Raw genomic sequence first — 24,878 nt, forward strand, 5'->3', positions numbered from 1 at the left:
CGCCAACACCGCAGGCGAAACGGCGGAAAAATTCGTTGATACGGCATATAAGTGCTTACCCTTGTGTTGTCGATCCACAGCCCGTACAAGCAGAGGGCAGCCGGCCCTCGTGCCCCTGACGGGTGCGGCCGTGAAGAGGTACGTGCATGCGCACACTCGTTCTGAATGCTGGATATGAACCGCTGGCGGTAGTAACCTTCCGCCGGGCGCTGGTCCTTGTGCTGACTGGAAAAGCTAGCGTGGTGGCCGAAGGCGACGAGCCTGTCGTCGGGCCACAGGAGATTCTCGGGAGACCATCCGTGATTCTTCTTAATCGCTACATCCGGCCCCGGTACAACAGGATCACTGCCGTGAGCCGCCGCGGGGTCCTCCGCCGCGACGGCCATCGCTGCGCCTATTGCGGGAAAACAGCCCACACCATAGACCACGTCCACCCCAAATCCAGGGGCGGCGCGGATTCCTGGGAAAACCTGGTTGCGGCGTGTTTGAAATGCAACAACGCCAAGAGTGACCACACGCTCGCCGAGATGGGTTGGAAACTTCGTTTCAAACCTGGCGTGCCCACAGGAACCATGTGGCAGATCAAAGAACTCGAGAAACCTGCGCCGGACTGGGACCCGTTCCTGTTGCCGGAATCCGCCGCCTGATCGATTTCTGTTGCGCTCCCGCCGTCCGGGTAATCTGGGCGGATGGAGTTCAACGCTGTGATTCTGGCGGGTGGCAGGGCCACCCGCCTCGGTGGCGTGCCCAAGCCCGGATTAACGTTCGACGGTGCCAGCCTCCTTTCTCATGCCCTGCAGGCGGCGCGGGGGGCTTCCGGTGTGGTGGTGGTTGGTCCGGACACCCCTGGTATCGTCGGCGTCTTGCCTGATGGAGTTCTTATCGCCCAGGAGGAGCCGGCCTTCGCGGGCCCTGCCGCTGCGATTGCTGCTGGGCTGGCCGCCCTTCATGAGGCGGCGGCTATTCATCAGGCAGCCGCTCTTCAGCAGTCAGTCAGCCCAGCGGCGTGGACGCTCGTCCTGGCGTGCGACATGCCGCACGCTTCCAGGGGCATTGGGCCCCTATGGGAAGGATTGCGTGGCCACCCTGAAGTGGAAGGCGCCATGGCCGTCTCAGCCGATGGCCGGCAACAGCCTCTCCTGGGGATCTACAGCACCCGGGCGTTGGAAAGGGAAGTTGCCGCAGCTTCTGCAACTTCGGGGTTAACGAACTCTTCTGTGTTCCGGCTGCTTGCTAGGCTGAACCTGCTGGCCGTTACCGTTCCCGATGGGTCTACCGATGATGTGGACACGTGGGAGGACGCTGCGGCCCTGGGCATACACGACGAGCAGGAGGCGGACATGAAGAGCCAGGAAGAGACGCTCGAGGACTGGTGCCGCACGCTGTTGCAGGCATTTGAGCTTGAGGGCGTTGAAGTGGACATCAATGATGTCCTCGCAGTGGCAGGAGTTGCCGCGCACTCCGTGGTGCGGCCTGCCGCGCCCCTGACTACGTTCATCGCTGGTTACGCTGCTGGTATGGCCAGGGGGATCGGACAAGCGGCGGACGATACCGCCATGAGCGCTGCCCTTGACCTGGCCCGTCAGGTTGCCAAGCAATACCTGGAGCCCGGGACTGAGACGGAATGACCGAGGCCCCCGGACAGGGCCACAACGCGGCACACACATGGCATGAGGCCCGGCAGCGCGCCTTCGACGTCGCTGCTCCTATCCCGCCAAGCCCCGTGCCGCTCAAGGCCGCCTTGGGAAGGACGCTTGCCTCGGATGCGGTCGCCATACAGGACATGCCGCACTATGCGTCCTCCGCCATGGACGGCTGGGCCGTCAACGGAACGGGTCCATGGATTCTTGTTGAGCCCGGCCACAGACTCGCTCCACACCAGGCCAGTCCCATCGTTACCGGGGGCCTCATTCCGCCAGGCGGCAAGGCTGTTCTGCGCACCGAAAGCGGCGTTATCACCACCGACGACGACGGCCTTCCGATACTTGCGCTCGGCGGGGCCGCGAAGCCGGGGGAGCCACGCAATGGCCAGCACATCCGCAAGGCTGCCGAAGAAGCTGCAGAAGGGGACGTGCTGCTCAAAGCCGGAACCATGCTGAATCCTGCGCACATTGCCTTGGCCGCCTTGGCCGGCCTGGATGAGCTCGAGGTCCTGGGGAAACCCTTGGTGCGATTCCTCCTGACCGGCGCGGAAGTGGTGACGCAGGGCGTTCCCGTACCGGGCAAGGTGCGTGACACCTTCGGACCTCAGCTTGGCGCCGTCGTCGAACTCCTGGGTGGCATTGCCGGGGAGCAACTTAAGGTAGGCGACAACTACGACGACTGGCTTGCGGCTTTGCAGGACACCGAGCCTGAACCCGCAGAACCATATGCCGCAGCGGAGCCGCCGGCCGACGTCGTTATTAGTACCGGCGGGACCGGACGCTCGGGGACGGACCACTTCAGGAGAGCCGTGGCTGAACTGGGCGGCCGGCTGCTGATCGATGGCATTGCCATGCGCCCCGGGCACCCGGCCGTGTTGGCGGAGCTTCCGGACGGGCGCTTCGTCCTGGGCCTGCCCGGGAATCCATTGGCCGCCATGATGGCGTTGTTCACGGTGGGAGGCCCGCTCCTCGCAGCACTCGGCCACGGGAAGCTGGAGGAAGTCGGCGAGGTTCCCAGCGGTTCAATGATCGACGCCGATCCGGGTCGCACGCGTCTGATGCCCTTCAAACTGGTCTACGGATTGGCTTCGCCAGCGCAGCATGCAGGACCCGGGATGATGCGCGGGCTGGCAGGAGCAGATGGCGTCATGGTAGTGCCGCCGCACGGCGTTCAAATGGGCGAATTGGTTCCGGCATTTCCCCTGCCATGGGGTAGGCCTTTGCCCTCGCCCAAATCGGCTGAAGGAAAACAACGCAAGGCGCCAGCGCGGCAACAAAAGAAGGCTCCTTCCGGTCCCGTTGACTGGAGTGCGCTGGAAGCCTGAGGCTCCCGGGCTGGACGCAGGTGGTAACCGGGTGCCCCGGCTTGCAATGATGGACTCATGAACAGGCATGCTCCCGAACAGGACATCAATGAAGATGACCTGCAAATCCACCCGCCCAAGAAGGCTGCGGCAGGCCTCAAAGCTGTCACTGTCGCCCTGGAAAGGGGCTACTCCCAGGCAGGAGTAGCCCGCACGGTCCGCTCAATGCTCAGGGTTAACCAGCATGACGGCTTTGATTGCCCGGGCTGCGCCTGGCCAGAATCCATCACGGGACGCCGCAGTCCCGCGGAATTCTGTGAGAACGGCGCCAAGGCCATCGCCGAGGAAAGCACCACCCGGACGGTGGGGGCCGATTTCTGGGCTGAACATTCCATCGCCGATCTTGAAGACAAGACCGAGTACTGGTTGGGGAGCCAAGGCCGGATCTCCGAGCCTGTAGTCCTAAAGCCGGGGGATACCCACTATTCCCCGATCAGTTGGACTGATGCCTTCGCCTTGATCGGGCAGCATATCAATGCCACCACGCCGGATCGCTGTGTTTTCTACACCTCCGGCCGGACGGCCAATGAGACTGCGTTCATGTACCAGTTGTTCGCCCGCAGCCTGGGCACCAACAACCTGCCGGACTGCTCCAACATGTGCCACGAATCCTCGGGCAGCGCGCTGAATCCGACCATCGGCATCGGGAAGGGAACCGTTTCGCTGGAAGACATCCACCACGCCGAACTGGTGTTCGTGGTGGGACAGAATCCCGGCACCAACCACCCCCGTATGCTGTCCGCGTTGCGGGATTGCAAGAACAACGGCGGAAAGATCGTTGCCGTGAACCCCCTTCCGGAAGCCGGGCTGCTGAACTTCAAGGACCCCCAGTCACTCAACGGCGTGATCGGCGGCGGAACAACCATCGCTGACGAGTTCCTCAAGATCAAGGTCGGTGGCGACCTTGCCCTGTTCCAGGCACTGGGCCACCTGCTCCTGGAGGAGGAGAAGCGGAATCCGGGGACTGTGGTGGACAAGTCCTTCATCGGGAAACAGACTGAGGGCTTTGAAGCGTACGCGAAGGCACGGTCCCAGCTGGACTGGGAGGAAACGGAGCGCGCAACGGGCTTGTCGCGCGAGGAAATCGTCACTGTGGCCGGACTGATGGCCAAATCCAAGGCAACCATTATTTGCTGGGCGCTTGGCCTGACCCAGCAGCCGCACTCGGTGGACACCCTGAAGGAGATCATCAACCTGCTCCTGCTCCAGGGAAACTTCGGCAAGCGCGGAGCCGGCGCCTGCCCCGTACGTGGCCACTCGAACGTCCAGGGCGACCGCACCATGGGCATCTGGGAGAAGCCACGTGAACCGTTCCTTGCCGCGCTGGACAGGGAGTTCGGATTCCGGATGCCGCGCGATCACGGATACGACTCCGTGGAAACCCAGCACGCCCTGGAAAAGGGGGACGTGGATGTCTTCGTATCCATGGGCGGCAACTTTGCTGCAGCCGGTTCTGACACAGCAGCTTTGGAAGCCGGACTCAAGACCGCGGGGCTGACCGTCCACATCTCAACCAAACCGAACCGGGCCCACGTGGTGCACGGGAAGACATCACTGATCCTGCCCACGCTGGGACGTACGGACACTGACGACAAACACCCCAAGGGCAAGCAGTTCCTCTCCGTAGAAGACTCGATGTCGGTCATCCACAAGACGCAGGGCAGGCTGGCTCCGATCTCAGAGCACCTCCTGAGCGAACCCGTCATCGTGGCCCGCATGGCGCAAGCGACACTCGGGGATGACCACGGCGTGGACTGGCGCGCGATGGCAGAGGACTATGACGTGATCCGGGACCACATCTCACGTGTTATCCCGGGGTTCGAGGACTTCAACGCCAGGGTCCGGACGAAGAACGGTTTTGTCCTCCCGAACCCGCCACGGGATACCCGTACGTTCGCCACCGACATCGGCAAAGCACGGTTCTCGGTAAGTCCGCTTGAGTACCTCGAAGCTCCAGAGGGCCATTTGATCCTTCAGACGGTGCGCAGTCACGACCAATACAACACCACGTTCTACGGCCTCGATGACCGCTACCGCGGGGTCTCGGATGCCCGTAGGGTGATTCTGGTCCACGAGGAAGACCTCGCTGGCCTGGGATTCAAGGACCGTGACCTGGTGGACGTCATTTCCACCTTTGCCGGCACGGAGCGGCGAGCCAACAAGTTCCGGCTGATCGCATACCCCACGGCCAAGGGCTGCGCTGCCGCATACTTCCCGGAGGCCAACGCCCTGGTGCACCGGGAGCTTGTGGCCCGCGAATCCAACACACCCGGTTACAAGGCCATGACTGTACGGTTCGTCAAGCACCCAGAGGAGAACGGATCCTGACGTGGGACGTGTGACCCAGCGCCGAAAGCTTCATAAGTTCGTTCTGGACGGATCGCCCCAGGCCCTGGAACACCCTGTCCGATACAAGGAAGACGTCCTCGCTGTCGAGGAACCCTTGGAGATCCGTCTTGGTGATATGTCGTTCTCTGTGACCATGCGGACCCCTGGCGACGACTTCGATCTGGTGGCCGGGTTCCTTGTCTCGGAGGGCATCATCTGGGAGCCGGGGCAACTGGTCTCGGAGCGTTTCTGCGCAGGGGAGGACGAGAACGGCGTACAGACCTTCAATGTCGTGGACGCACAGCTGCGACCCGACGTCGAACGTCCGGACACCGGCCGTAACGTCTACACTTCGAGCTCCTGCGGCATTTGCGGCACTGATTCGATCGACGCCGTCCGGAAGTCCTCGCATCACAGCCCCCAGGATGATGACGTCACGGTCCCCGTAAAGGCGCTGGCTGCCCTCCCGGACCGGTTGCGTGAGGGGCAGGCTGTCTTCGCCAAAACAGGTGGCGTCCATGCTGCCGGCCTTTTCAGGATTCACGACGACGGTACTTCCGAGCTGCTGTGCCTGCGGGAAGACGTTGGTCGCCACAACGCCGTGGACAAAGTGGTGGGTTGGGCTTTGCGGGCAGGCAAGCTGCCCCTGAAAGGAACAGTTCTTCAGGTATCCGGCCGGGCTTCTTTCGAGCTCGTCCAGAAAGCGGCCATGGCGGGCATTCCCATCCTTGCAGCCGTCAGCGCTCCGTCCAGCCTGGCGGCAGAGCTCGCGGACGAAACGGGTATCACGTTGGTGGGCTTCAGCCGCGGTGCGAGCCTGAATGTCTACGCAGGGAGGGACAGGATCGTAGGCGTGGAGGCGGGCTGAGGGCCCCATTCACTGCGGATAGTCCTCAATCACTTGGCTATTGAGCTGGAACAACGTAGATTTTATCCATCGATTGGAATCGCCGTGTCCACTACTAACGCCGTCCATCATATGCCGGTTCGCCAGCCGGCCATGACGCTTTGCCACCAGCCCATGCCTAAGGGGATTTAATTGCACGACGACCGCCGGATCACTGAACAGCGTCTCGATCGATTCGTTCGGGAACGCCTTCTTCCGGCCATTTACGGTAGGTCCGTCCCACTGCAGCTCAGCAGCTGGGACGCGCCGGGAGAACCCGTGCCCGCAGCGGAGGCCATTCGCCAGCTCTTCACGCCCCAGGAGCCGGGCGCACCTTGGGGTAAGCCGTGGAGCACCAAGTGGCTCAGGCTCCAGGGCGAAGTTCCAGAAGGCTGGGGTTCAGCCGAGGGGACGGCGGTGGAAATCATCGTGGACCTGGGTTTCAACAGCGACGTGCCGGGGTTCCAATGTGAAGGCACGGCCTGGCGGGCCGATGCCAGCATCATCAAGGCGATCTCACCGCGTAACTACCACGTTCCGCTGAAGCTGCTCGGCGGCGGACTGTCCGTGGATTTCTATGTAGAAGCGGCAGCCAACCCGGATGTGGCGCAGGGTTGGTCATTTGCCCCTACTCCTTTGGGGGATAAGGCTACGTCCGGCGACGAACCCCGGTATCGCCTGGGCCGGATTGCCATTGCCGAACTCAACGAGACGGTGTGGGAACTCAACCAGGACGTTTGGACATTGAGCGGGCTCATGCACGAGCTCCCCATGGACCTGCCGCGCCGCCACGAAATCCTGCGGGCCCTGGAACGGATGCTGGACATCATGGATCCGGATGACGTCGCAGGGACGGCTGCCGCAGGCCGCGAGGCGTTGGCGGAAGTACTGAGCCGTCCCGCCTATGCTTCGGCCCACGAACTCGTGGCCACCGGTCATGCGCACATCGACTCCGCCTGGTTGTGGCCCGTCCGTGAAACCATCCGCAAGTGTGCCCGCACGTTCTCCAACGTGGTGGCCCTCATGGACGAGGACCCCGACTTCGTCTTCTCGTGCTCCTCAGCCCAGCAGATGGCCTGGATCAAGGAATTCTTCCCTGAGCTCTTTGTCCGCATTCGGGAAAAGGTCCGGGCCGGGCAGTTCGTGCCCGTCGGTGGCATGTGGGTTGAATCGGACACCAACATGCCTGGTGGCGAGGCCATGGCCCGCCAGTTCGTGGAAGGCAAGAGTTTCTTCTTGAAGGAATTCGACGTGGAGTGCCAGGAAGCCTGGCTGCCCGATTCCTTCGGTTACTCAGGAGCGCTGCCACAAATCGTCAAGTCCGCGGGTTTGCGTTGGTTCCTTACGCAGAAGATTTCCTGGAACAAGGTGAACCGGATGCCGCACCACACCTTCACGTGGGAAGGAATCGATGGCACCAGGCTGTTCACCCATTTCCCGCCGGTAGACACGTATAACGCTGAGCTCCATGCGCGCGAACTTGCGCACGCGGAACGCAACTACCGTGACCACGGCCGCGGCACCATGTCTTTGGTTCCCTTCGGTTATGGCGACGGCGGTGGTGGTCCCACACGCGAAATGGTGGCGGCTGCACACCGCACGGCGGATCTTGAAGGTTCCCCCAAGGTCCGGATGGGCACGGCCAAGGACTTCTTCACGGCCGCCGAAGCCGAGTACCGGAACCTCCCGGTGTGGGTGGGCGAGATGTACCTGGAGATGCACCGCGGAACGTACACCAGCCAGGCGAAGACGAAGCGAGGCAACCGGCGCAGCGAGCACCTGCTGCGCGAGGCAGAACTGTGGTGCTCCACGGCTGCAGTGCGCCTGGGCGACGCCTACGCCTATCCCGAAACGGAGCTCAAGAGGCTCTGGCGGTTGGTGCTCTTGCAGCAATTCCACGACATTCTGCCGGGCAGCTCCATTGCGTGGGTCCACCAGGACGCCGAGCGGAATTACGAGGCGATCGCCCGCGACCTTGAGGCCATCATCGGCCAGGCAGCCCAAGCGCTCGTCGGCCAGGGAGACAGGCAGTTCCTGCTCAATGCTGCCCCGCATAAGAGGGGTGGCGTGCCGGCGCTGGCCGCTGCGGAAGCCGTGAAGCCGGAGGCAGTTGTTGATGCCCGCGAAAAGGACGGCGGCTACATCCTGGACAACGGAATCATCCGCGCTGCCTTGGACAGTGACGGCTTGTTGACCTCACTCATGGACCACGCCACCGGCCGTGAGGCGATGGTCCCCGGTCAGCCCGGCAACCTGCTTGAGCTGTTCAGGGATACTCCAAATGAATGGGACGCCTGGGATATCGAGGAGTTCTACCGGCGCAACGTCACCCAAGTGACCCAGGCGGAAACCATCGATCTTGAGCGCACGGAGGCAGGCGCCGTCATGGTGGTCAAGCGTACGGTTGGTGCCTCCACTATCACGCAACGGGTAACGCTCGACGCCGGTGCGGAGTCGCTGGTTATCTCCACCACAGTGGACTGGCAAGAACGCGAAAAAATGCTCAAGATAGCCTTCCCACTGGATGTTCGTGCGGACCGCTCGGCCTCCGAGACCCAGTTCGGCCATGTGTTCCGACCGACCCACACGAACACATCATGGGATGCTGCGAAGTTCGAAATCTGCGCCCATCGCTGGATCCACGTTGCCGAGCCCGGTTATGGCGTGGCCGTCAGCAACTCCTCCAGCTATGGGCACGACGTCACCAGGGCTGTCCGCGGAGACGGAGGGACGACCACCAACGTCCGTGTTTCGCTGTTGCGTTCCGCAAGGTTCCCGGACCCTGAGGCAGACCGCGGCGAGCACACCCTTGAACTGTCCATCAGGCCTGGAGCGGGAATAGGGGATGCCGTGGAGGAGGGCTACCGCACCAACCTGAAGCCCCGCTATGTCACTGGTAGCAAGCCAGTGGAACCCCTGCTGTCAGTGTCCAACCCTGCCTTGGTAGTGGAGGCAGTGAAGCTGGCTGAAGATGGCTCCGGAGACGTCATTGTGCGTCTTTACGAATCCTTGGGACAACGCTCAGCCGGTGTAGTCAGGGCGAATTTTGAAGCTCAGGGCGTCCTGGCCACGGACCTGCTGGAACGGCCGGTAGAGGCCCCTGGAGTGACTGTGGGGCAGGACGCAGCCGAGCTGGTCCTGCGCCCGTTCCAATTGGTCACGTTGCGGTTCGCCCGATAAAGGCTGGGCGCGCCCGAATGCTGGACAGCGCTAGGAGACCTGCGCCAAGAGGTTTAGACGTCGTGTTGGAGCCGCTTCACGAACAACTTGGTCCGTTCCTGCCGGGGTGCGCGCAGCACTTCGGCAGCTGGGCCACGCTCCACTACAACGCCGCCATCCATGAAGATAACCTCATCCGCAACATGTTGGGCGAAGGCCAACTCGTGGGTCACGATCACCATGGTCCAGCCTTCCTCGGCGAGTTCCTTGATGACGCCCAGGACGTCTCCGACGAGCTCAGGATCCAACGCCGACGTGGGCTCGTCGAACAACAGCAGTTGGGGCTGGAGCGCCAAGGCGCGGACGATGCCCACGCGCTGCTGTTGTCCGCCTGAGAGCTCGAACGGATAAGCGTCCCGCTTGTCAGCCAGGCCCACCCGCTCCAGCAATCGCTCGGCTTCGGCGATGGCCTCTGCCTTCGGGCGCTTCTGGACCTGCACGGGACCCTCGATGATGTTCTTCAGGACCGTCATGTGCGGGAACAAGTTGTAGTGCTGGAACACCATGGCACTGCGGTCCCGCAGCGCAGCGATGTCCCTCTTGCCTACTTTGGCGCCGAAGTCGATCGAGAGGTCATCGGAGGTCTCGCTGCTCGGGCCGGAGCCCGGGCCCCGGCCGGTGCCGCCAAAGGTGACAGTACCGGCGTCGGGGATTTCAAGGCCGTTAAGCGAGCGCAGAACAGTGGTCTTGCCCGAACCTGAGGGACCGATGAGGGCCACCACCTGGCCGCGGCGGATGTCGATATCGATGTCGCGGAGCACTACGTTGCTGCCGAAGGCTTTCGCGAGGTTCCGGGCCTTCAGGACTGACGTAACGCGTGGTTCGCGCTGTTGGGGTGCATCAGTGGGCGACATAGCGGTCCAATCTCCTTTCCACAGCGGACTGCGCAGTGGAAAGGACCAGGCAGATGACCCAGTAAACCAGGGCAGCCTGCAGGTACAGGGCCATGAACTCCTGGCTGAACGCAGCGATTTGCTGGGCATTGCGGAAGAGTTCAGTAACCAGGATGAGTGATGCGAGCGAGGTGTCCTTGACCAGGGAGATGAAGGTGTTGGACAACGGCGGAACGGACACGCGTGCCGCTTGCGGAAGGATGATGCGCACCAGGGTTTGGGGGTGGGACATCCCAATGGTGTGGCCGGCTTCCCACTGGCCCTTGGGGACCGAAAGTATCGCAGCCCGGATGATCTCTGCAGCGTAGCCTCCCACGTTCAAGGAGAAGGCGATGATGGCGCTCGGCCAGGGATCCAGCCGGATGCCAATGCTGGGAAGGCCGAAGAAAATCACGAACAGCTGTACCAGCAGGGGAGTACCCCGGATGACCGAGACGTAGAAGCGACCTATGCCGGACAGCAGCCAATTCGAGCTAAGCCGCAACAGCGCAACCACCAAAGCCAACACCAGGCCCAGGGCAAAGGAGGCCAGGGTAAGGGGGATGGTGCCCGTTACGGCACCGGTGATGATCGGCCCGAAGGAACTCCAGATGAGGTCCCAGTTCATTTATTTGGTGACATCCGCACCGAAGTACTTTTCGGAGATCTTTGCCAGGGTTCCATCTGCCCGGAGGTCATCCAGCGCCTTGTCTACAGCCTTGGTCAGCTCTGTGGAACCCTTTCGGAACACGAGGGCGCTCTCGGTCTTGTCCGGCGCTTCGGCGGCCACCTTCAAACCGGAATCCGGGGTGGTTTTGGCGTAGTCCAGGTACGTGAGTTTGTCGTTCACCGTTGCGTCCACGCGTCCCTGTTGTACGAGGGTGGCCGACTGGGCCCAGCCTTCGACTGCCTGAACGTTGGCGCCGGCCTCCACTGCCATTTTGTAGAAGTTGCTGGTCAGCGACTGCGCGGTGGTCTTTCCCTTGAGGTCAGCAAAGCTGTTGATGCTGGAGTTGTCCTTCTTGGTCACCACAACGCCGGTGGAGACGGTGTAGGGCTTGGAGAACTCGTACTTGGCTTTACGCTCGTCATTGATGGAGATCTGGTTGGCAATGGTATCGAACCGCTTGGCGTCCAGGCCCGCAAAAATGCCATCAAACTGCGTCTCTTGGAAGCTCGCCTTCACTCCCAGCTTTTCAGCCACGGCCTTGGCAATCTCAACGTCGAAGCCCGTCAATTCACCAGCGCCCTCGGCGTGGAAGCTGAACGGGCGGTAGGTTCCTTCCGTTGCGATGACGAGTTCGCCCTTGGATTTCACATCGGACAAGGATGTATCGCCACCGGACTGGGCTGGAGTGGAACCGCCACCGCAGGCAGAGAGTGCAAGGGCAGCGGCGGCCAAGGTAGCGGCGAAAAGAGAACGGCGGGAGCGAAGGCTGGTCATGGAGCCATCTTAGTCACGGGCAAACGCGGATTCCCGGAAGGGAAGGCTTGGACGCCCACTGAAGGTGTGGTTAAAAAGGCTGAGTGGGGGCGGTCCCCAACAGCCCGCCACCACTCATCCCCCCAATTGTGATCACGTGGGCGCCACGTTCACCGGAAACCCGTTCTCTGATTCCGGTGCCAGGCTGCAACCGCGTTCACACATTCATGATTGTGCCACGATCTAATAGTTTTGTGAAAGTCTTACGCTGTGCGTCTTGCTTTGCGCCGGGCAAATGCCTTGGAAAACCAGATCCCGGCCAGCCCAATGGCGGTCGCCAGCACTGCGGAGTAGTTAATCAGGGAACGCAGCCACAGGTGCACCAGCGGGATCAGTGGGAAGAGTTGAGACACCAACAGCAACGCCAGGCCAACAAACAGCAGGGCCGATGCCGCACGCAGCAGCGCTGGGTAGCGGCCCACGATGGTCCGCCAGATGGCGGGCAGCAAACAGGCTGATACGTATCCAGGATAGAAGCGGCCCAGGGCCGCATAGGCCTCCATGGATGGTCCCCAGGTCAGCCCTGTCATTCCCGCCGTGGAACCGCGGGTGTCCGTGATGACAAAGAAAAACGTCGTCAATGCCACCGTGATTCCCAGGACTGCCAGCCCCCAAGGGCCACGAATGGCTCGTTCCGCTGACGTGGAAGCGAAGCCCATGGCAATCTTGATGCCCATCAGCAGGAACGTACCGTACAGCAGGAAACGCAGGATCAGGTTGGTGACGTTAACTCCGCCGAGCAGGGCATCGATGGCAAGGTACGGGCCTTCGATGCTGAGGAGGATATCCAGGGTGATCAGCGCGAAAATGTAGAAAACTACCCGGTTCTCACCCCTGAGCAGGCTCGGAATCCGTGCGATGGTGATTGCCAGGCACACCAGCAAGGTTGCCCAAGGCAGGACAGCCGTCATCCGAGGTTCTCCCAAATTCGTTCAGTTCGTTCATGGTCTTGTTCTTGACGGCGCAAGGTCTTGCCCAGCGCCTGAAGCCTCTCACCGGCGAGGGTCACCAGTTCGCCCAAGGTCATCCGGTCCAGGGCCTCCTGCCGCCCATTGGGGGACCAGCCGGCCTCGGCCTCTGTGAGCAGCCCTCCAGCAACCAGCCCGCCCGCTGGCCCGACGCCGGCGGCCCGCGAGGTTGCGATGGCCAGCTCTGGAGGAAGCCTGTTGGCGGTCAGGTGGGCGGAGAAGTTCTGTGGTGCGATGCCGGTGGCTTCGCTGACCCGGTGCCGCAACTCGCCGTCGTCGATTGCATCCACCCAGTTGCGCACCGCGGTGGGGTGCGGTGTTGGCGACAGTCCTGCGACAGAGACGGATCCCGGTTCACTGCGTTCCACTACCGCGCGCAGCAAATCCATGGTTGCAATCTGGCTCACCAGTTCATCAGGCGTGGGCGGGACGGGATCGCCCCGAAGATCTGCATAGAGGTCAAACGTGGCCAGGGCTTCCACAGGACTGATGTGATAGCCCCGGCTAATGCTGACCAGCGTTGACTCTGCCACCTTGCCGCGGACCAGTTGTTGGGCCAGCGTTGTCCGTTTTATCCCGGAAATCCTGCAGACGTCCGCTGTGCTGGCGTTGGGTGCAACGCCGTGAAGCCAGCGTTGGAACGCCTTGGACGGTAAGGGCATGGAGGGCTTTCTGGGGTATTTCAAACGGGCAAGTCCGGGCCGATCCAAAAAGGAGCCGGAGCGAAGGTACGGATTGATTTTACGCCGACGCCACATTGAATTATGCTTGATGCTTGAACCCGTTGGTCCGTACACCCCCCAAGTCCGGACCAGCGGGTTTTTCCATGCCCATGGGAATCACGGGCAGTGTGGCCGCGTTTCGTAGGTGAACCCGCGCTTGTTTTACCGCGCTGGTGATGTAGACGCGAGCGCCTGATGGCGCTGCGAGAGGAATAGAGAATGACTGCAACACTGGTGGCCAAGGATCTTTCCGGTGGTCATGGCCACCGCACGCTCTTTTCGAAGCTTTCCCTCACCGTTGCTCCCGGTGATGTGGTGGGCGTGGTGGGCGCGAATGGCGCTGGCAAATCCACGCTTCTGCGCATCCTCTCCGGCGTGGACCAGCCGCAGGAGGGGACCGTCAATCTGGCTCCGTCGGACGCCTTTGTTGGCTGGCTGCCCCAGGAACATGAGCGCACCGCAGGCGAAACCATCGCAGCCTACATTGCGCGCCGCACTGGTTGTGCCCAGGCCACTGCGGAGATGGAAGCCACCGCCGAGGCCCTTGGTTCCGGGGCTCCCGGAACGGATGACGCATACTCTTTGGCTTTTGACCGCTGGATGGCATCCGGTGCTGCAGACCTGGAGGACCGGATTCCTGCTGTACTGGCGGATCTTGGCCTTGAGCTTGGCACCGATGCCCTCATGACAGGCCTCTCCGGCGGGCAGGCTGCCCGGGTTGCTTTGGGAGCCCTGCTGCTCAGCCGCTTCGATGTTGTCCTTCTTGATGAACCCACCAACGACCTGGACCTCGATGGCCTGGCCCGGCTGGAGGCTTTCGTGCAGGGCCTGCGTGGAGGAGTGGTTCTGGTTTCCCACGACCGTGAGTTCCTGGCTCGCTGCGTCACCACCGTTGTGGAACTGGACCTAGCGCAGAATTCCGTGGCTGTCTACGACGGCGGCTACGAAGCGTTCCTCGAAGAACGTGCGGTCGCCAAGCGCCACGCCCGCGAACGCTATGAAGAGTTCGCCAACACCAAAGCCGATCTTGTGTCCCGTGCACGCACGCAGCGCGAGTGGAGCTCCCAGGGCGTCCGCAATGCGATGAAGAAGAACCCTGACAACGACAAAATCCGGAGGGCCGCGAGTACCGAGTCGTCCGAAAAGCAGGCACAGAAGGTCCGCCAGATGGAGTCGCGCATCGCCCGCCTCACCGAGGTGGAGGAGCCGCGCAAGGAATGGCAACTGCAGTTCAGCATCGGCCAGGCACCCCGCTCAAGTGCCGTCGTCGCCACCCTTCGTGACGTGGTGGTCCGCCAAGGCGACTTCACGCTGGGGCCGGTCAACCTGCAACTCAACGGCGGTGAGCGCATCGGCATCACCGGGCCCAACGGCGCAGGTAAGTCCACTCTCCTGCGCTTGCTGCTGGGCACCCGGAAACCCGACGACGGCGAGGCCTCCATGGGTGCGTCGGTCGCCATCGGCGAAATCGACCAAGCCCGCGGACTGCTCGACGCCGGACGGCAGCTTGGCGACGCCGTCGAAGCCGTGCTGGTGGACTGGAACAGTGCGGACGTCCGCACGCTGCTGGCCAAGTTCGGCCTCAAAGCGGACCACACTTCGCGGACCGTTGATTCGTTGTCGCCGGGAGAGCGAACCCGTGCTGCGCTGGCCCTCCTGCAGGCCCGGGGCGTGAACCTGTTGGTGCTTGACGAGCCCACCAACCACCTTGACCTCCCTGCGATCGAGCAACTGGAAGAGGCGCTGGAAAGCTACGAAGGTGCGCTCCTCCTCGTCACTCACGACCGCCGCTTGCTGGAAAACGTGCGGCTCGATTCGCGTTGGCACCTGGAAAACGGCCGTGTCCAGGAGCTTCACCACATCCCCGGCCAGGAGAAGTAACCATGAGCATGGATGGCGTTGCCTGGAGCTCGCTGCACAAGATCACGCGTGCCCAGAGCGGCTCGCAACCCTTCTCGAAGGAGACGCTGAAACGTGTCCTGGGCTTTGCCGCACCCCACAAGGGCAAGCTCATAGCCTTCGTTATTGCCTCGATCGCAGGCGCCTTCCTCGCCGTCGCCACGCCTGTGCTTGCCGGGCAAGTGGTTGACGCCATCATTGCCAAGGCAGATGTCGGAACAGTGATCTGGCTGGCCGTCCTCATTGCGATTGTGGCTGTTGGCGAGGCTGGAGTCGGACTGGTGACCCGATGGTTGTCCTCCACCATCGGCGAGGGCGTCATCGTGGACCTCCGGACGCGCGTGTTCGACCACGTGCAGCGCATGCCCGTCGCTTTCTTCACCCGGACACGCACCGGCGCATTGGTCAGCCGCTTGAACAACGACGTCATCGGGGCGCAGTCAGCCTTCGCCGGTACCTTGTCCGGCGTGGTGAGCAACGTGGTGGCGCTCGCCTTGACTCTGATCGTCATGCTCAACACGTCCTGGCTGGTCACCGTTCTGGCCATGGTGTTGCTGCCAATCTTCCTCATACCTGCCCGGCGCATGGGCTCCAAGCTGGCAGACCTCCGACGCGAGGCAGCCGCGCACAACGCTGCCATGGGTACGCAGATGACCGAAAGGTTCTCCGCTCCCGGCGCCACATTGGTAAAACTCTTCGGCAGGCCGGACGAGGAATCCCGGGAGTTTGCTGCCCGGGCCGGCCGCGTACGCGATATCGGCATCCGCACCGCCATGCTGCAGTTCACCTTCGTCACTGCGCTGACTTTGGTCTCGGCCTTGGCCCTGGCCCTCGTTTACGGATTGGGCGGCTGGCTTGCCCTTGGTGGCCAACTGGCACCAGGCGACGTAGTTGTCCTGGCTCTTCTCCTGACGCGTCTCTACGCGCCGCTTACCGCGCTCTCTAACGCGCGCGTGGAAATCATGAGCGCACTTGTCAGCTTCGAGCGGGTTTTCGAGATCCTGGACCTGCAGCCGCTCATCACGGAAAAGCCGGACGCCGTAGCCGTTCCGTCCGGACCCGTGGCCGTGGAATTCCACGACGTCCGCTTTTCGTACCCGTCGGCGGACAAAGTGTCCCTTGCCTCCTTGGAAGACGTGTCCACCCTGGACACACGCGGCGGCGAGGAAGTGCTGCACGGTGTCAGCTTCCGCGTTGAGCCGGGCCAGACGGTGGCCTTGGTGGGCTCGTCCGGCGCAGGAAAGTCCACGGTGGCCCAACTCTTGTCCCGCCTGTACGACGTCGACTCCGGAGCGGTGCGCCTTGGTGGGCGCGGGCCTGGCACCGGCGTGGACGTCCGGGACCTTCAGTTTGACTCCCTGCGCGACGCACTGGGCATGGTGACCCAGGATGGCCATCTGTTCCACGAAACCATTGCATCCAACCTGCGCCTCGCCCGGCCCGATGCCACGGAAGAGGACATGTGGGAGGTGCTCCGGCGGGCACGCCTGGAACCCATGATCCGGTCCCTTCCCGATGGCCTTGAGACAGTTGTAGGGGAGCGCGGCTACCGGCTCTCCGGTGGCGAACGGCAAAGGCTCACCATCGCCCGCTTGCTCATCAAGCAGCCGCGCGTGGTGATTCTTGACGAGGCAACCGCCGCGCTGGACTCCACCAACGAAGCCGCAGTCCAAGCGGCCTTGGGGGAAGCACTCGAGGGGCGTACCGCCGTCGTGATTGCCCACAGGTTGTCCACGATCCGTGCCGCGGACGTGATCCTGGTGGTAGAGGACGGCAGGATCGTGGAGCGCGGCACCCACACCGAGCTGCTTGTTGCCGACGGCCGCTACGCCGAGTTGTACCGGACCCAGTTCGCGGAAGCCACGGCAGTGGCCGAGGAAGCTGTCCCGGAGCCCAACTAAGTCGCATTTGTGCGCGTTTTGAGGGCTCAAAACGCGCACAAATGCGACCTACTTGGGTGACCTCCTACTTAGGCGAGGCGAGCGCAGGGAGAACGTGGTCCGTCAGCAGGGGTGCGAGGTCCCCGGGTAGCGGTGCTGCGAGGTCCAGCCAACGGATCTCTGCGATCTCGGCCGAAGGGTGTGCTTCCCAGGTTCCAGGAGCCGTGAAGACTGTGGCCTCGATGTTGGTTGCGGCCTCGTTGGCAGCCACTGCGAGCCAAGCGCCCAGGGGTTCGAGGTCCTCCGGGGCTACCTCGATGCCTACTTCCTCGAACAATTCCCTGGCTGCAGCTTCCGCGGCGGATTCACCGGCCTCGGGTTTGCCGCCTGGATGCATGAATTTGTCCGTGCCCCGTTTGCGGACGGTCAGGAGCTGGCCCTCCTTGTTGTAAACGCACACGGCGCTGACCACGATCACATCAGTAACGCTCACGCTTGCCTCCCGGCTTTGATTCGAACCAGATGCGATTCAAGCAGCAGATCCTTTGCAGGACCGCGGACATCCCACGTGAAACTGAATGCATCCAGCCCCTCCCAGGTGTAGTTCACGTAGTAGTCGTCGGGGTCGCACCAGTGTTTGTCCTGGTTGGCCTGCTCCGCGAAGCTCATGACATGGAAGGGCCGGCCGTCGGGGAAGAAAACGTCCATGGAATCCGGTTCAGGGCCTGGCTTGAGGAGATATTCGCGGAACGCCGCGCCCGTGTGCGTGGGCCAGCGCATGGTTCCGTCTTCGCGGTACTGGAGGCCGCCGTCGGGCCCTTCCGTGTAACGCACGACGCCGGTAAAGGTTCCGCGGGTGCCGGAGGCCCGGTCCAGGAGAGTCCGCTCCACATTCCACGCGCCAGCCAAATAGCCGCGCAAGTCCTGTGGGGGCTGCTGGTGGTTCAAGTGCCCTCGATTGGAATCGAACCAACGACACCGGCTTTAGGAGAGCCGTGCTCTATCCACTGAGCTACGAGGGCCTGCGTGTCCATCGCCCGGAGTCCCGTTACGGAGCTCCATGGCCGGACACGACTACAAGCATACAAGCTGCCGGGCCGGTGCCCGAACACGGCTAGGCTGGCGGTCATGAGAGGGCATGCGACACCACCGGAAACCACCGGCACATTCCTTCCGGATGTCCGCGCAACACGGGCAAACATTGGCGGCTGGGCCCAGTTGAGCGTGGTCCAGTATTTCGTTGCCGAGGCTGCCGTTATCGAGGCCTGGGCCGGTCCGGAGCCCTACAGCAGAGCTACCGGGTTCATCAGCGACCTCGGTGCTGCCTCGTGCGGCGTCTACGAGGACCGGGCCGTCTGCTCACCACTCCATGTGCTGATGAACGCCTCGTTTGTTGTCCAGGGCCTTGCATTGATCCTTGGTGCGGTGTTCCTGACCGCAGGGCTTTTGTGCGTGGCAGCGCGTCCGGGCGTGCATGCCCAGCGCTTCCACGCCACCACGGCCGACGAAGAACCCCGGACCAGGGTCTTGGCCAAGCCCTGGATCATGGCTGTGGCCATCCGAATACTCACGGGTGTTTCGGGCGGCGGGACGGTAATCGTTGGCCTGGTGCCAGAGGATGTCGGCTCCCCATGGCATTTCGCGGGCGCCCTGATGTTCTTCATTGGTGGTGGCTTCGCATTGCTGCTGCTAGGCATCCTCTGGTTCCGGCAGACCCCGATGAGCTGGTTCATCGCAGCCTGTGGCTCCTTGTGTATCGGAGCGCTCATCGTTGGGGGGATCACGGGAATGGAGGTGCCCCAGCCCGGAACACTGGAACGGCTGATGGGCTACCCCGTGACCATCGGCCTGGCTGCTGCCGGCTTGGTCATCGCCCAACGGGTGCGCACCGTGCGGAAAGCCAACCGACTCAGGCAGCGCTGACTGAACGGGTGCACCATCGGTACTCCGGGACTATTCTGGCGCTATGACGACGGCGCGTGGTCCGCTCGGCGGGGACCGGGGACTTCTGCCTGACCTCGCTGGCCGGCGCGAGCTGATTGGGGGTTGGGCCGCGATCACCCTCATCCACTATTTCGTTGTGGAAGCCACAGCGATGGCTGTGTGGCAAGGCAATCCAGGTTATGACCGGCGTGCCCACGTCATCAGTGACCTTGGCGCTGCCCACTGTGGTCCCTTTAACGGTTACGAGGTGTGCTCGCCGCTTAATTGGCTGATGAATGCCTCGTTCGTACTCCAAGGGGTTGCCATGGTGCTCGGGGCAGTGCTGCTGAGCTCGGCGGTCCTCTCTGTGGCGGCTGAACCGGGTGCCCGGGTGATCCGGCCAAGCATGGCATCACCCGCAGCGGCATTTCCTTGGATTGCAGCCTGGGGAGTCAGGGCACTGATCCTCGTGGCGGGCATAGGCCAGGCGATGGTTGGCTTGATCCCCGAGGACACTGACCTCGCGCTGCATCTGACCGGGGCGGGGCTGTACTTCATCGCCGGACCGCTGTCATTGGTGATACTTGGCCTCGTGTGGCGGGGGCATACGCAGATGTCGTGGATAGTGCTGCTGTTCGGAGTAGTTTCCTTGGGAGCAACCATCTACGTCCTTGCGGTGCAGTTGCGGGTCGAGGAGCCGGGCGCCATCGAGCGCACCATGGCGTATCCGATCATCCTGGGGTTGTCCTTGGTGGGCCTGGTAGTGGCTCACCGCGTCACAAGGGAACGGAAAGCTGTCAGGGCTGTTTTGCGTTCTTCAATCCCAGGAACACCGCCGCCGCACCGCACAGCAGGCTGATGAGGAACAGTACCCACGACGCAATGGTGAGGGTGGACGCCAGGGCAACCGAACCGGCGTCGGGCGTTTCCATAGCCAGCATGGAATCGATGGCGACGTTGGACCACAAGTGGGCCACCGCAAACAGCAGGGGAGCGGCCCACATTGCCCAGCGCCACGCTTTGCGCGCAACGTTGGTGCCGATCAGCAGGAGCCAACTGAAGCTGAAGATCAGTGGAAAGAGCGTGCCCGCAGTCTTATGGACGTAGTTCAGCTGGCCCCGGGCGGCCTCGTCCATCGCGGCGCGAAGCTGAGCGACATAGTCCTGGGAGAACCCACCGATCAGCGAATCCGGCATGGCCAGGCCACCTGAAAGCTGCGTCATCTGGTTCAGCGTGAGCAGGTGCAGGTACCAGAACAGGAACAGGCTGGCCACAACTCCCGCGATGACGATCAGCTTGGAGTTGCTCTGCGCCTTCTCGGGGGTCCTCCGCGTGGTGGGATTGATCACGGACGGGAGGGAGTGTTCGGGGACCACTGCCTTGGCTCCGTGCTTCTTGATGCGCTGCGCTGGTGTCTTGGCCATGTCATTCATTATCCCGCCACATAAGCTGGAACCATGACCACCGGCAGGCACACCGCAACTGAACTCGATCCATCACTTGATGACTACCAATTGGCCAGCGCACTGGTCCGCGAAGCAGGCCAACTGGCGCTGCTCATGCGGATGGGCGGACTACAGGGTACGCGCAAGACGTCAGTGTCCGACGTCGTCACGGCAGCCGATCACGCGGCCGAGGCTTACGTCCTGGAACAATTGCGACGCTGCCGCCCGGAAGATGGGATCCTGGGCGAGGAAGGCGCTTCTGTTGCCGGCACGAGTGGCCGGACCTGGGTGATCGATCCGGTGGATGGAACATACAACTTCCTTCACGGCTCCACGTACTGGTGCTCGGCCATTGCCCTTAAGCGCGACGACTCAGATCGCGGCGGCAACCGGGTTGCGGACCCGGACGTGTTGCTTGGGGCTATCTACCAGCCCGAACTGGACAAGCTCTGGCTGGGCGGCGAGGAGCATCCGGCCAGCCTGAATGGCGAACGCATTTCAGGTTCCGGAGACCTCTCCGTGGGCCAAATCTGCGCGGCAACCTACATCCACCCCACCTGGTTGGCGGACCCACGCACTGCCATGCCCTGGCATGCCGCCGCTGTTTCTGCTGCATCCCTTCGGATGTTCGGGTCAGGCTCGTGCGACCTCGGCCGGGTGGCTGATGGCGAGCTCGGCTGCTGGTTCCAGCACAGCTGCCCGGAGTGGGACTGGCTCCCCGGCAAGGCGATCGTCCGCGCTGCAGGCGGCGACACCGCCGTCGTGCAGGTCAACGGCCTTAACTGGTTCATCGCAGGAGGCCCGACGGCGGTCCGCGAGCTGAGTGGCGCCCTCACCTCTGTACCGCAGTTTGCGTAGTTTTTGATCGCCTGGGCGGGGCTGACTTTGGGGTGGCCCTTGAGTGTCAGAGGCACCGCCTAGACTGGTAGTCACCATGGATATGTTGTTCGACCCCTACGCAGACGGCCCCTTCAACGCAGGCTCCAAAGCCGCAACCAAGGCTGCCCCGGAGCTTTCGCACGCCGGCGGCGGTGCTTCCCGTGCCCGGTTCGGCGAGGGCAGCGGTGGGTCCAGCAGCGGCACAAACGAAAGTCCTGCTTCCGGCGCCTGGGGTCATCAGGAGGCACGCAGGCTGCCATCCGCCGACGCCCTCCTCCAAGGCTTGAACCCGCAGCAGGAAGAAGCCGTGAAGCACGCCGGCAGTCCGTTGCTGATCGTTGCGGGCGCGGGCTCGGGCAAGACCCGTGTGCTGAGCAACAGGATCGCCTACCTTATTGCCACCAAGCGTGCGCACCACGGCGAAATCCTGGCCATCACCTTTACCAACAAGGCCGCCGCGGAGATGCGCGAACGTATCGAGGCCTTGGTAGGTGGCAGAGCCAAGAGCATGTGGATCTCCACGTTCCACTCCTCCTGTGTGCGCATCCTGCGCCGCGAGGCAGCCAACGTGGGCCTGAACTCGAACTTCTCCATTTACGACTCCGCGGATTCCCTGCGCCTGATCACCCTTGTGTCCAAGAACCTGGACCTTGATCCCAAGAAGTTCCCGCCCAAGGCCATCCAGCACAAGATTTCCGCACTCAAGAACGAGCTAATCGACGCCGACTCCTACGTCTCCTCGGCAAACCACAATGACCCCTTCGAACAAGCCGTGGCAGAGGTGTTCAAGGGCTACACCCAGCGCCTGCGCCAAGCCAATGCCATGGACTTCGATGACCTCATCGCGGAAACCGTCTACATGTTCCGCGCATTCCCCGCGCTCGCCGAGTCTTACCGCCGTCGCTTCCGGCACGTGCTGGTCGATGAGTACCAGGACACCAACCACGCCCAGTACGCGCTGGTCAGGGAGATCGTTGGCTTGGGAACCGATACCGACGTCGAACCCAGCGAACTCACCGTGGTGGGAGATTCCGATCAGTCCATCTACGCCTTCCGTGGTGCGGACATCCGCAACATCGTGGAGTTCGAGGCCGATTACCCCAACGCGCGCACCATCAAACTCGAGCAAAACTACCGCTCCACGCAGAACATCCTTACCGCCGCCAACTCCGTAATTTCCCGGAACCCCAACCGCCAGGAAAAGCGGTTGTGGACGGCAGAGGGAGACGGCGAGAAGATCGTGGGCTACGTCGGGGAGAACGAGCACGACGAAGCCCAGTTCATTGCCAAGGAAATCGACCGGCTTCAGGACGAGGAAGGGCTGCGTCCTGGCGATGTCGCCATCTTCTATCGCACCAACGCCCAGTCACGGTCCATTGAAGACGTGCTGGTCCGGGTAGGCCTGCCCTACAAAGTCGTGGGCGGCACGCGGTTCTACGAGCGCAAGGAAATCAAGGACGCCCTGGCGTACTTGCGCGTTCTGGTAAACCCTGACGACGACGTCAACCTCCGCCGGGTTCTCAATGAACCCAAGCGAGGGATTGGCGACCGCGCAGAGGGTGCCGTGGCTGCCTTGGCTGAACGCGATCGGACGTCCTTTATGGCCGCGGCCCGCCGTGCCGACCAAGCGCCCGGCATGGCAACACGTTCTGTGAACGCAGTCCTGGGCTTTGTGAAGCTGCTGGATGACCTCGCTGAGGTGGCTTCCGGATCTGGTGCTGCCGCTGCCCTGGAGGCAGTGCTCGAGCAGACCGGATATCTTGCCGGCCTGCGCGCCAGCAACGATCCCCAGGACGAGTCCCGCGTGGAGAACCTCGCCGAATTGGTGGCCGTAGTCCGCGAGTATGAACGCGACAACCCGGACGGTTCGCTGGGCGAGTTCCTGGAGCAGGTTTCCCTGGTGGCCGACGCCGACCAAATTCCTGATGCTCCCGGCGGGGATATTGACGCCGCGGTGGCCGAAGCCAAGCGCATGGGCGTTGTCACGCTCATGACGTTGCACACGGCCAAAGGCCTGGAGTTTCCGGTGGTCTTCCTGACCGGCATGGAGCACGGTATCTTCCCGCATCAGCGCTCGGCCACGGATCCCAAGGAACTGGCGGAGGAACGCCGCCTGGCCTACGTGGGCCTCACCCGCGCACGCAAACGGCTCTACGTCACGCGCTCAGAGGTCCGCAGCATGTGGGGCCAAAGCCAGTACAACCCCGCCAGCCAGTTCCTGGAGGAGATTCCCGCCGAGTTGGTGGATTGGAAACGTGAGGGCATGAGCCGGCAAGCGGCAGGGGGCGGTTGGGGTAATGCTCCCATCGGCTCCAACCGTTACGGCGGCTCTTTCTGGGGCGCAGGCACCTCACGCGGGGTTGCCGCCAGCCCAACCGCCGGTTTCGACGCCGACGTCCCGGCCGCCGTCGCACGCAACCGGGTGCAGCCGCAAAAGGAAGTCATTTCCGTGGTGGTGGGGGACAAGGTCAACCACACAAGCTTCGGCAACGGCGTTGTGCTGGGAGTCGAGGGCTCGGGCGACAAGACCGTCGCAAAGGTGAAGTTCGACGTCGGTGAGAAGCGCCTGCTATTGCGCTACGCGCCGTTGACCAAAATCGATGCCTGACGCATAACGGCATAATTGGTGGCATGCGACGGACTGTATTGGGGATTCTTGCCGCTTTGCTCATGGTGTTGGCCTCGGGCTGCTCGTTCTCCACGAAGGACCCTGACTACGTTCCGCCGGCGCCGTTGCCTCCGCTGGAACAGCTCAAGCAGGTCCCGGTTACCGAGCAGACCACCTTGGCCGCCGGCGAGGACGTCACCGCATTTGTGACGCCGGACCGCAACATCGTGTGTGCCATGACCTCTTCCAGGGGCGGTCACCTCAACGTTCCGTACGAGCCGAACTCGTATTCTGATGCGGCCAACAACAAGTTTGCCGTGGTGCCGGTGGTGCACTGCGAATTGGCGAAGTACGCCAAACCTGAGTTAACCGACGTCGCAGACGACTGCGCCGGAACGGGCCTGGGTTATCTCGGCGGCACGGTTCTCCTGACGCCGGATAAGGCTGTCTACGGCTCATGTCGTTCCGGCGTAACACAAATGGAGTCTGAGTTCGGGCCCAAAGGCAGCCGGAGCGGCCCCATTTCCAAGCTGCGCGAGTTGGCCGACGGGCAGAACATCGAGCGCAACGGCCTTCGGTGCTCCGCCTATAACGACGGCGTTGCCTGCGGAAATGTCTCCGGTGGAGTGGCGTTCTTTGTCAGCCGGGCGGGCTACGAGCTGATTTCCGACGGCGGGAAAACGGTCAGCGGGAACCTGGAACCGGCGTCGTGATCGCCGTCGAGCAGACGATGAACGGCCAAAAAACCGCGTCATTCTG

General features: G+C 62.7%; 21 protein-coding genes and 1 tRNA gene. 13 read left to right on the plus strand and 9 right to left on the minus strand.

What is annotated here, in order from left to right:
• Positions 1-146 precede the first annotated feature (146 nt).
• From LDN90_RS04575 to LDN90_RS04600, 6 genes are all read left to right on the plus strand, one after another.
• Positions 147-647 carry an HNH endonuclease gene (locus tag LDN90_RS04575; protein ID WP_216926047.1) on the plus strand — a complete coding sequence of 167 codons (501 nt, stop codon included), beginning with the start codon at positions 147-149 and terminating at the stop codon, positions 645-647.
• A 42-nt stretch (positions 648-689) separates the two neighbouring features.
• Positions 690-1,628, plus strand: a complete 939-nt coding sequence (locus LDN90_RS04580) for an NTP transferase domain-containing protein (RefSeq protein WP_223948090.1) — start codon at positions 690-692, stop codon at positions 1,626-1,628.
• Entirely contained in the window at positions 1,625-2,968 is a 1,344-nt protein-coding gene (locus tag LDN90_RS04585) for a molybdopterin molybdotransferase MoeA (protein ID WP_216926049.1), read from the plus strand. The genes LDN90_RS04580 and LDN90_RS04585 overlap by 4 nt, the downstream gene beginning before the upstream one ends.
• 57 nt (positions 2,969-3,025) lie before the next feature.
• Positions 3,026-5,335, plus strand: a complete 2,310-nt coding sequence (locus LDN90_RS04590) for an FdhF/YdeP family oxidoreductase (protein ID WP_223948092.1) — start codon at positions 3,026-3,028, stop codon at positions 5,333-5,335.
• Position 5,336: 1 nt separating this feature from the next.
• A complete protein-coding gene (fdhD, locus tag LDN90_RS04595; protein WP_223948093.1) occupies positions 5,337-6,203 on the plus strand; it encodes a formate dehydrogenase accessory sulfurtransferase FdhD in 867 nt (288 codons plus the stop codon).
• Between the two features lie 171 nt (positions 6,204-6,374).
• Positions 6,375-9,401 (plus strand): glycoside hydrolase family 38 C-terminal domain-containing protein, encoded by a 3,027-nt coding sequence (locus LDN90_RS04600; protein ID WP_223948094.1) that lies wholly within the window; start codon positions 6,375-6,377, stop codon positions 9,399-9,401.
• Between the two features lie 53 nt (positions 9,402-9,454).
• Here LDN90_RS04600 and LDN90_RS04605 read toward each other — a convergent pair whose 3' ends face one another.
• The 5 genes from LDN90_RS04605 to LDN90_RS04625 form a co-directional block, all read right to left on the minus strand.
• A complete protein-coding gene (locus LDN90_RS04605; protein WP_223948095.1) occupies positions 9,455-10,294 on the minus strand; it encodes an amino acid ABC transporter ATP-binding protein in 840 nt (279 codons plus the stop codon).
• Positions 10,281-10,940, minus strand: coding sequence for an amino acid ABC transporter permease (locus LDN90_RS04610; protein WP_216926054.1), 660 nt, complete (start codon positions 10,938-10,940; stop codon positions 10,281-10,283). The genes LDN90_RS04605 and LDN90_RS04610 overlap by 14 nt, the downstream gene beginning before the upstream one ends.
• A complete protein-coding gene (locus tag LDN90_RS04615) occupies positions 10,941-11,756 on the minus strand; it encodes an amino acid ABC transporter substrate-binding protein (protein WP_216926055.1) in 816 nt (271 codons plus the stop codon).
• A gap of 242 nt (positions 11,757-11,998) precedes the next feature.
• A complete protein-coding gene (locus LDN90_RS04620) occupies positions 11,999-12,706 on the minus strand; it encodes a hypothetical protein (protein WP_216926056.1) in 708 nt (235 codons plus the stop codon).
• Positions 12,703-13,425 carry a hypothetical protein gene (locus LDN90_RS04625; protein ID WP_223948097.1) on the minus strand — a complete coding sequence of 241 codons (723 nt, stop codon included), beginning with the start codon at positions 13,423-13,425 and terminating at the stop codon, positions 12,703-12,705. Before LDN90_RS04625 ends, LDN90_RS04620 begins: the two co-directional genes overlap by 4 nt.
• A 279-nt stretch (positions 13,426-13,704) precedes the next feature.
• Here LDN90_RS04625 and LDN90_RS04630 point away from each other — a divergent pair, with 279 nt between their 5' ends.
• Positions 13,705-15,366 (plus strand): ABC-F family ATP-binding cassette domain-containing protein, encoded by a 1,662-nt coding sequence (locus tag LDN90_RS04630; RefSeq protein WP_223948098.1) that lies wholly within the window; start codon positions 13,705-13,707, stop codon positions 15,364-15,366.
• A gap of 2 nt (positions 15,367-15,368) precedes the next feature.
• Complete coding sequence (locus LDN90_RS04635) at positions 15,369-17,285, plus strand: ABC transporter ATP-binding protein (RefSeq protein WP_216926059.1); 1,917 nt, start codon at positions 15,369-15,371, stop codon at positions 17,283-17,285.
• A gap of 64 nt (positions 17,286-17,349) precedes the next feature.
• Here the strand turns inward: LDN90_RS04635 and LDN90_RS04640 are convergent, their stop codons facing one another.
• The 3 genes from LDN90_RS04640 to LDN90_RS04650 form a co-directional block, all read right to left on the minus strand.
• Positions 17,350-17,757 carry an NUDIX domain-containing protein gene (locus LDN90_RS04640; RefSeq protein WP_223948100.1) on the minus strand — a complete coding sequence of 136 codons (408 nt, stop codon included), beginning with the start codon at positions 17,755-17,757 and terminating at the stop codon, positions 17,350-17,352.
• Positions 17,754-18,212, minus strand: a complete 459-nt coding sequence (locus tag LDN90_RS04645; protein ID WP_223948101.1) for a DUF6314 family protein — start codon at positions 18,210-18,212, stop codon at positions 17,754-17,756. The genes LDN90_RS04640 and LDN90_RS04645 overlap by 4 nt, the downstream gene beginning before the upstream one ends.
• A 1-nt stretch (position 18,213) precedes the next feature.
• Positions 18,214-18,286 (minus strand) — tRNA-Arg (locus LDN90_RS04650).
• Positions 18,287-18,392: 106 nt separating this feature from the next.
• Here LDN90_RS04650 and LDN90_RS04655 point away from each other — a divergent pair.
• Complete coding sequence (locus tag LDN90_RS04655) at positions 18,393-19,187, plus strand: hypothetical protein (protein ID WP_223948103.1); 795 nt, start codon at positions 18,393-18,395, stop codon at positions 19,185-19,187.
• 43 nt (positions 19,188-19,230) lie between these two features.
• Entirely contained in the window at positions 19,231-20,046 is an 816-nt protein-coding gene (locus tag LDN90_RS04660; protein WP_223948104.1) for a DUF998 domain-containing protein, read from the plus strand.
• Here the strand turns inward: LDN90_RS04660 and LDN90_RS04665 are convergent.
• Entirely contained in the window at positions 19,985-20,611 is a 627-nt protein-coding gene (locus LDN90_RS04665; protein ID WP_223948105.1) for a hypothetical protein, read from the minus strand. The genes LDN90_RS04660 and LDN90_RS04665 overlap by 62 nt on opposite strands.
• Positions 20,612-20,644: 33 nt before the next feature.
• On the opposite strand from LDN90_RS04665, the gene LDN90_RS04670 reads away from it, so the two are divergent.
• The 3 genes from LDN90_RS04670 to LDN90_RS04680 all read left to right on the plus strand — a co-directional run bounded on the left by LDN90_RS04670 (position 20,645) and on the right by LDN90_RS04680 (position 24,832).
• The gene (locus LDN90_RS04670; RefSeq protein WP_223948106.1) at positions 20,645-21,490 is read left to right on the plus strand and encodes an inositol monophosphatase family protein; all 846 of its coding nucleotides are present in this window, start codon (positions 20,645-20,647) and stop codon (positions 21,488-21,490) included.
• 76 nt (positions 21,491-21,566) lie between these two features.
• Positions 21,567-24,119 carry a DNA helicase PcrA gene (gene pcrA / locus LDN90_RS04675; protein WP_223948107.1) on the plus strand — a complete coding sequence of 851 codons (2,553 nt, stop codon included), beginning with the start codon at positions 21,567-21,569 and terminating at the stop codon, positions 24,117-24,119.
• Positions 24,120-24,142: 23 nt separating this feature from the next.
• Complete coding sequence (locus tag LDN90_RS04680) at positions 24,143-24,832, plus strand: hypothetical protein (RefSeq protein WP_223948108.1); 690 nt, start codon at positions 24,143-24,145, stop codon at positions 24,830-24,832.
• Positions 24,833-24,878 lie beyond the last annotated feature (46 nt).

This window comes from Arthrobacter sp. NtRootA1, assembly GCF_019976975.1.
Taxonomy (GTDB): Bacteria; Actinomycetota; Actinomycetes; order Actinomycetales; family Micrococcaceae; genus Arthrobacter; species Arthrobacter aromaticivorans.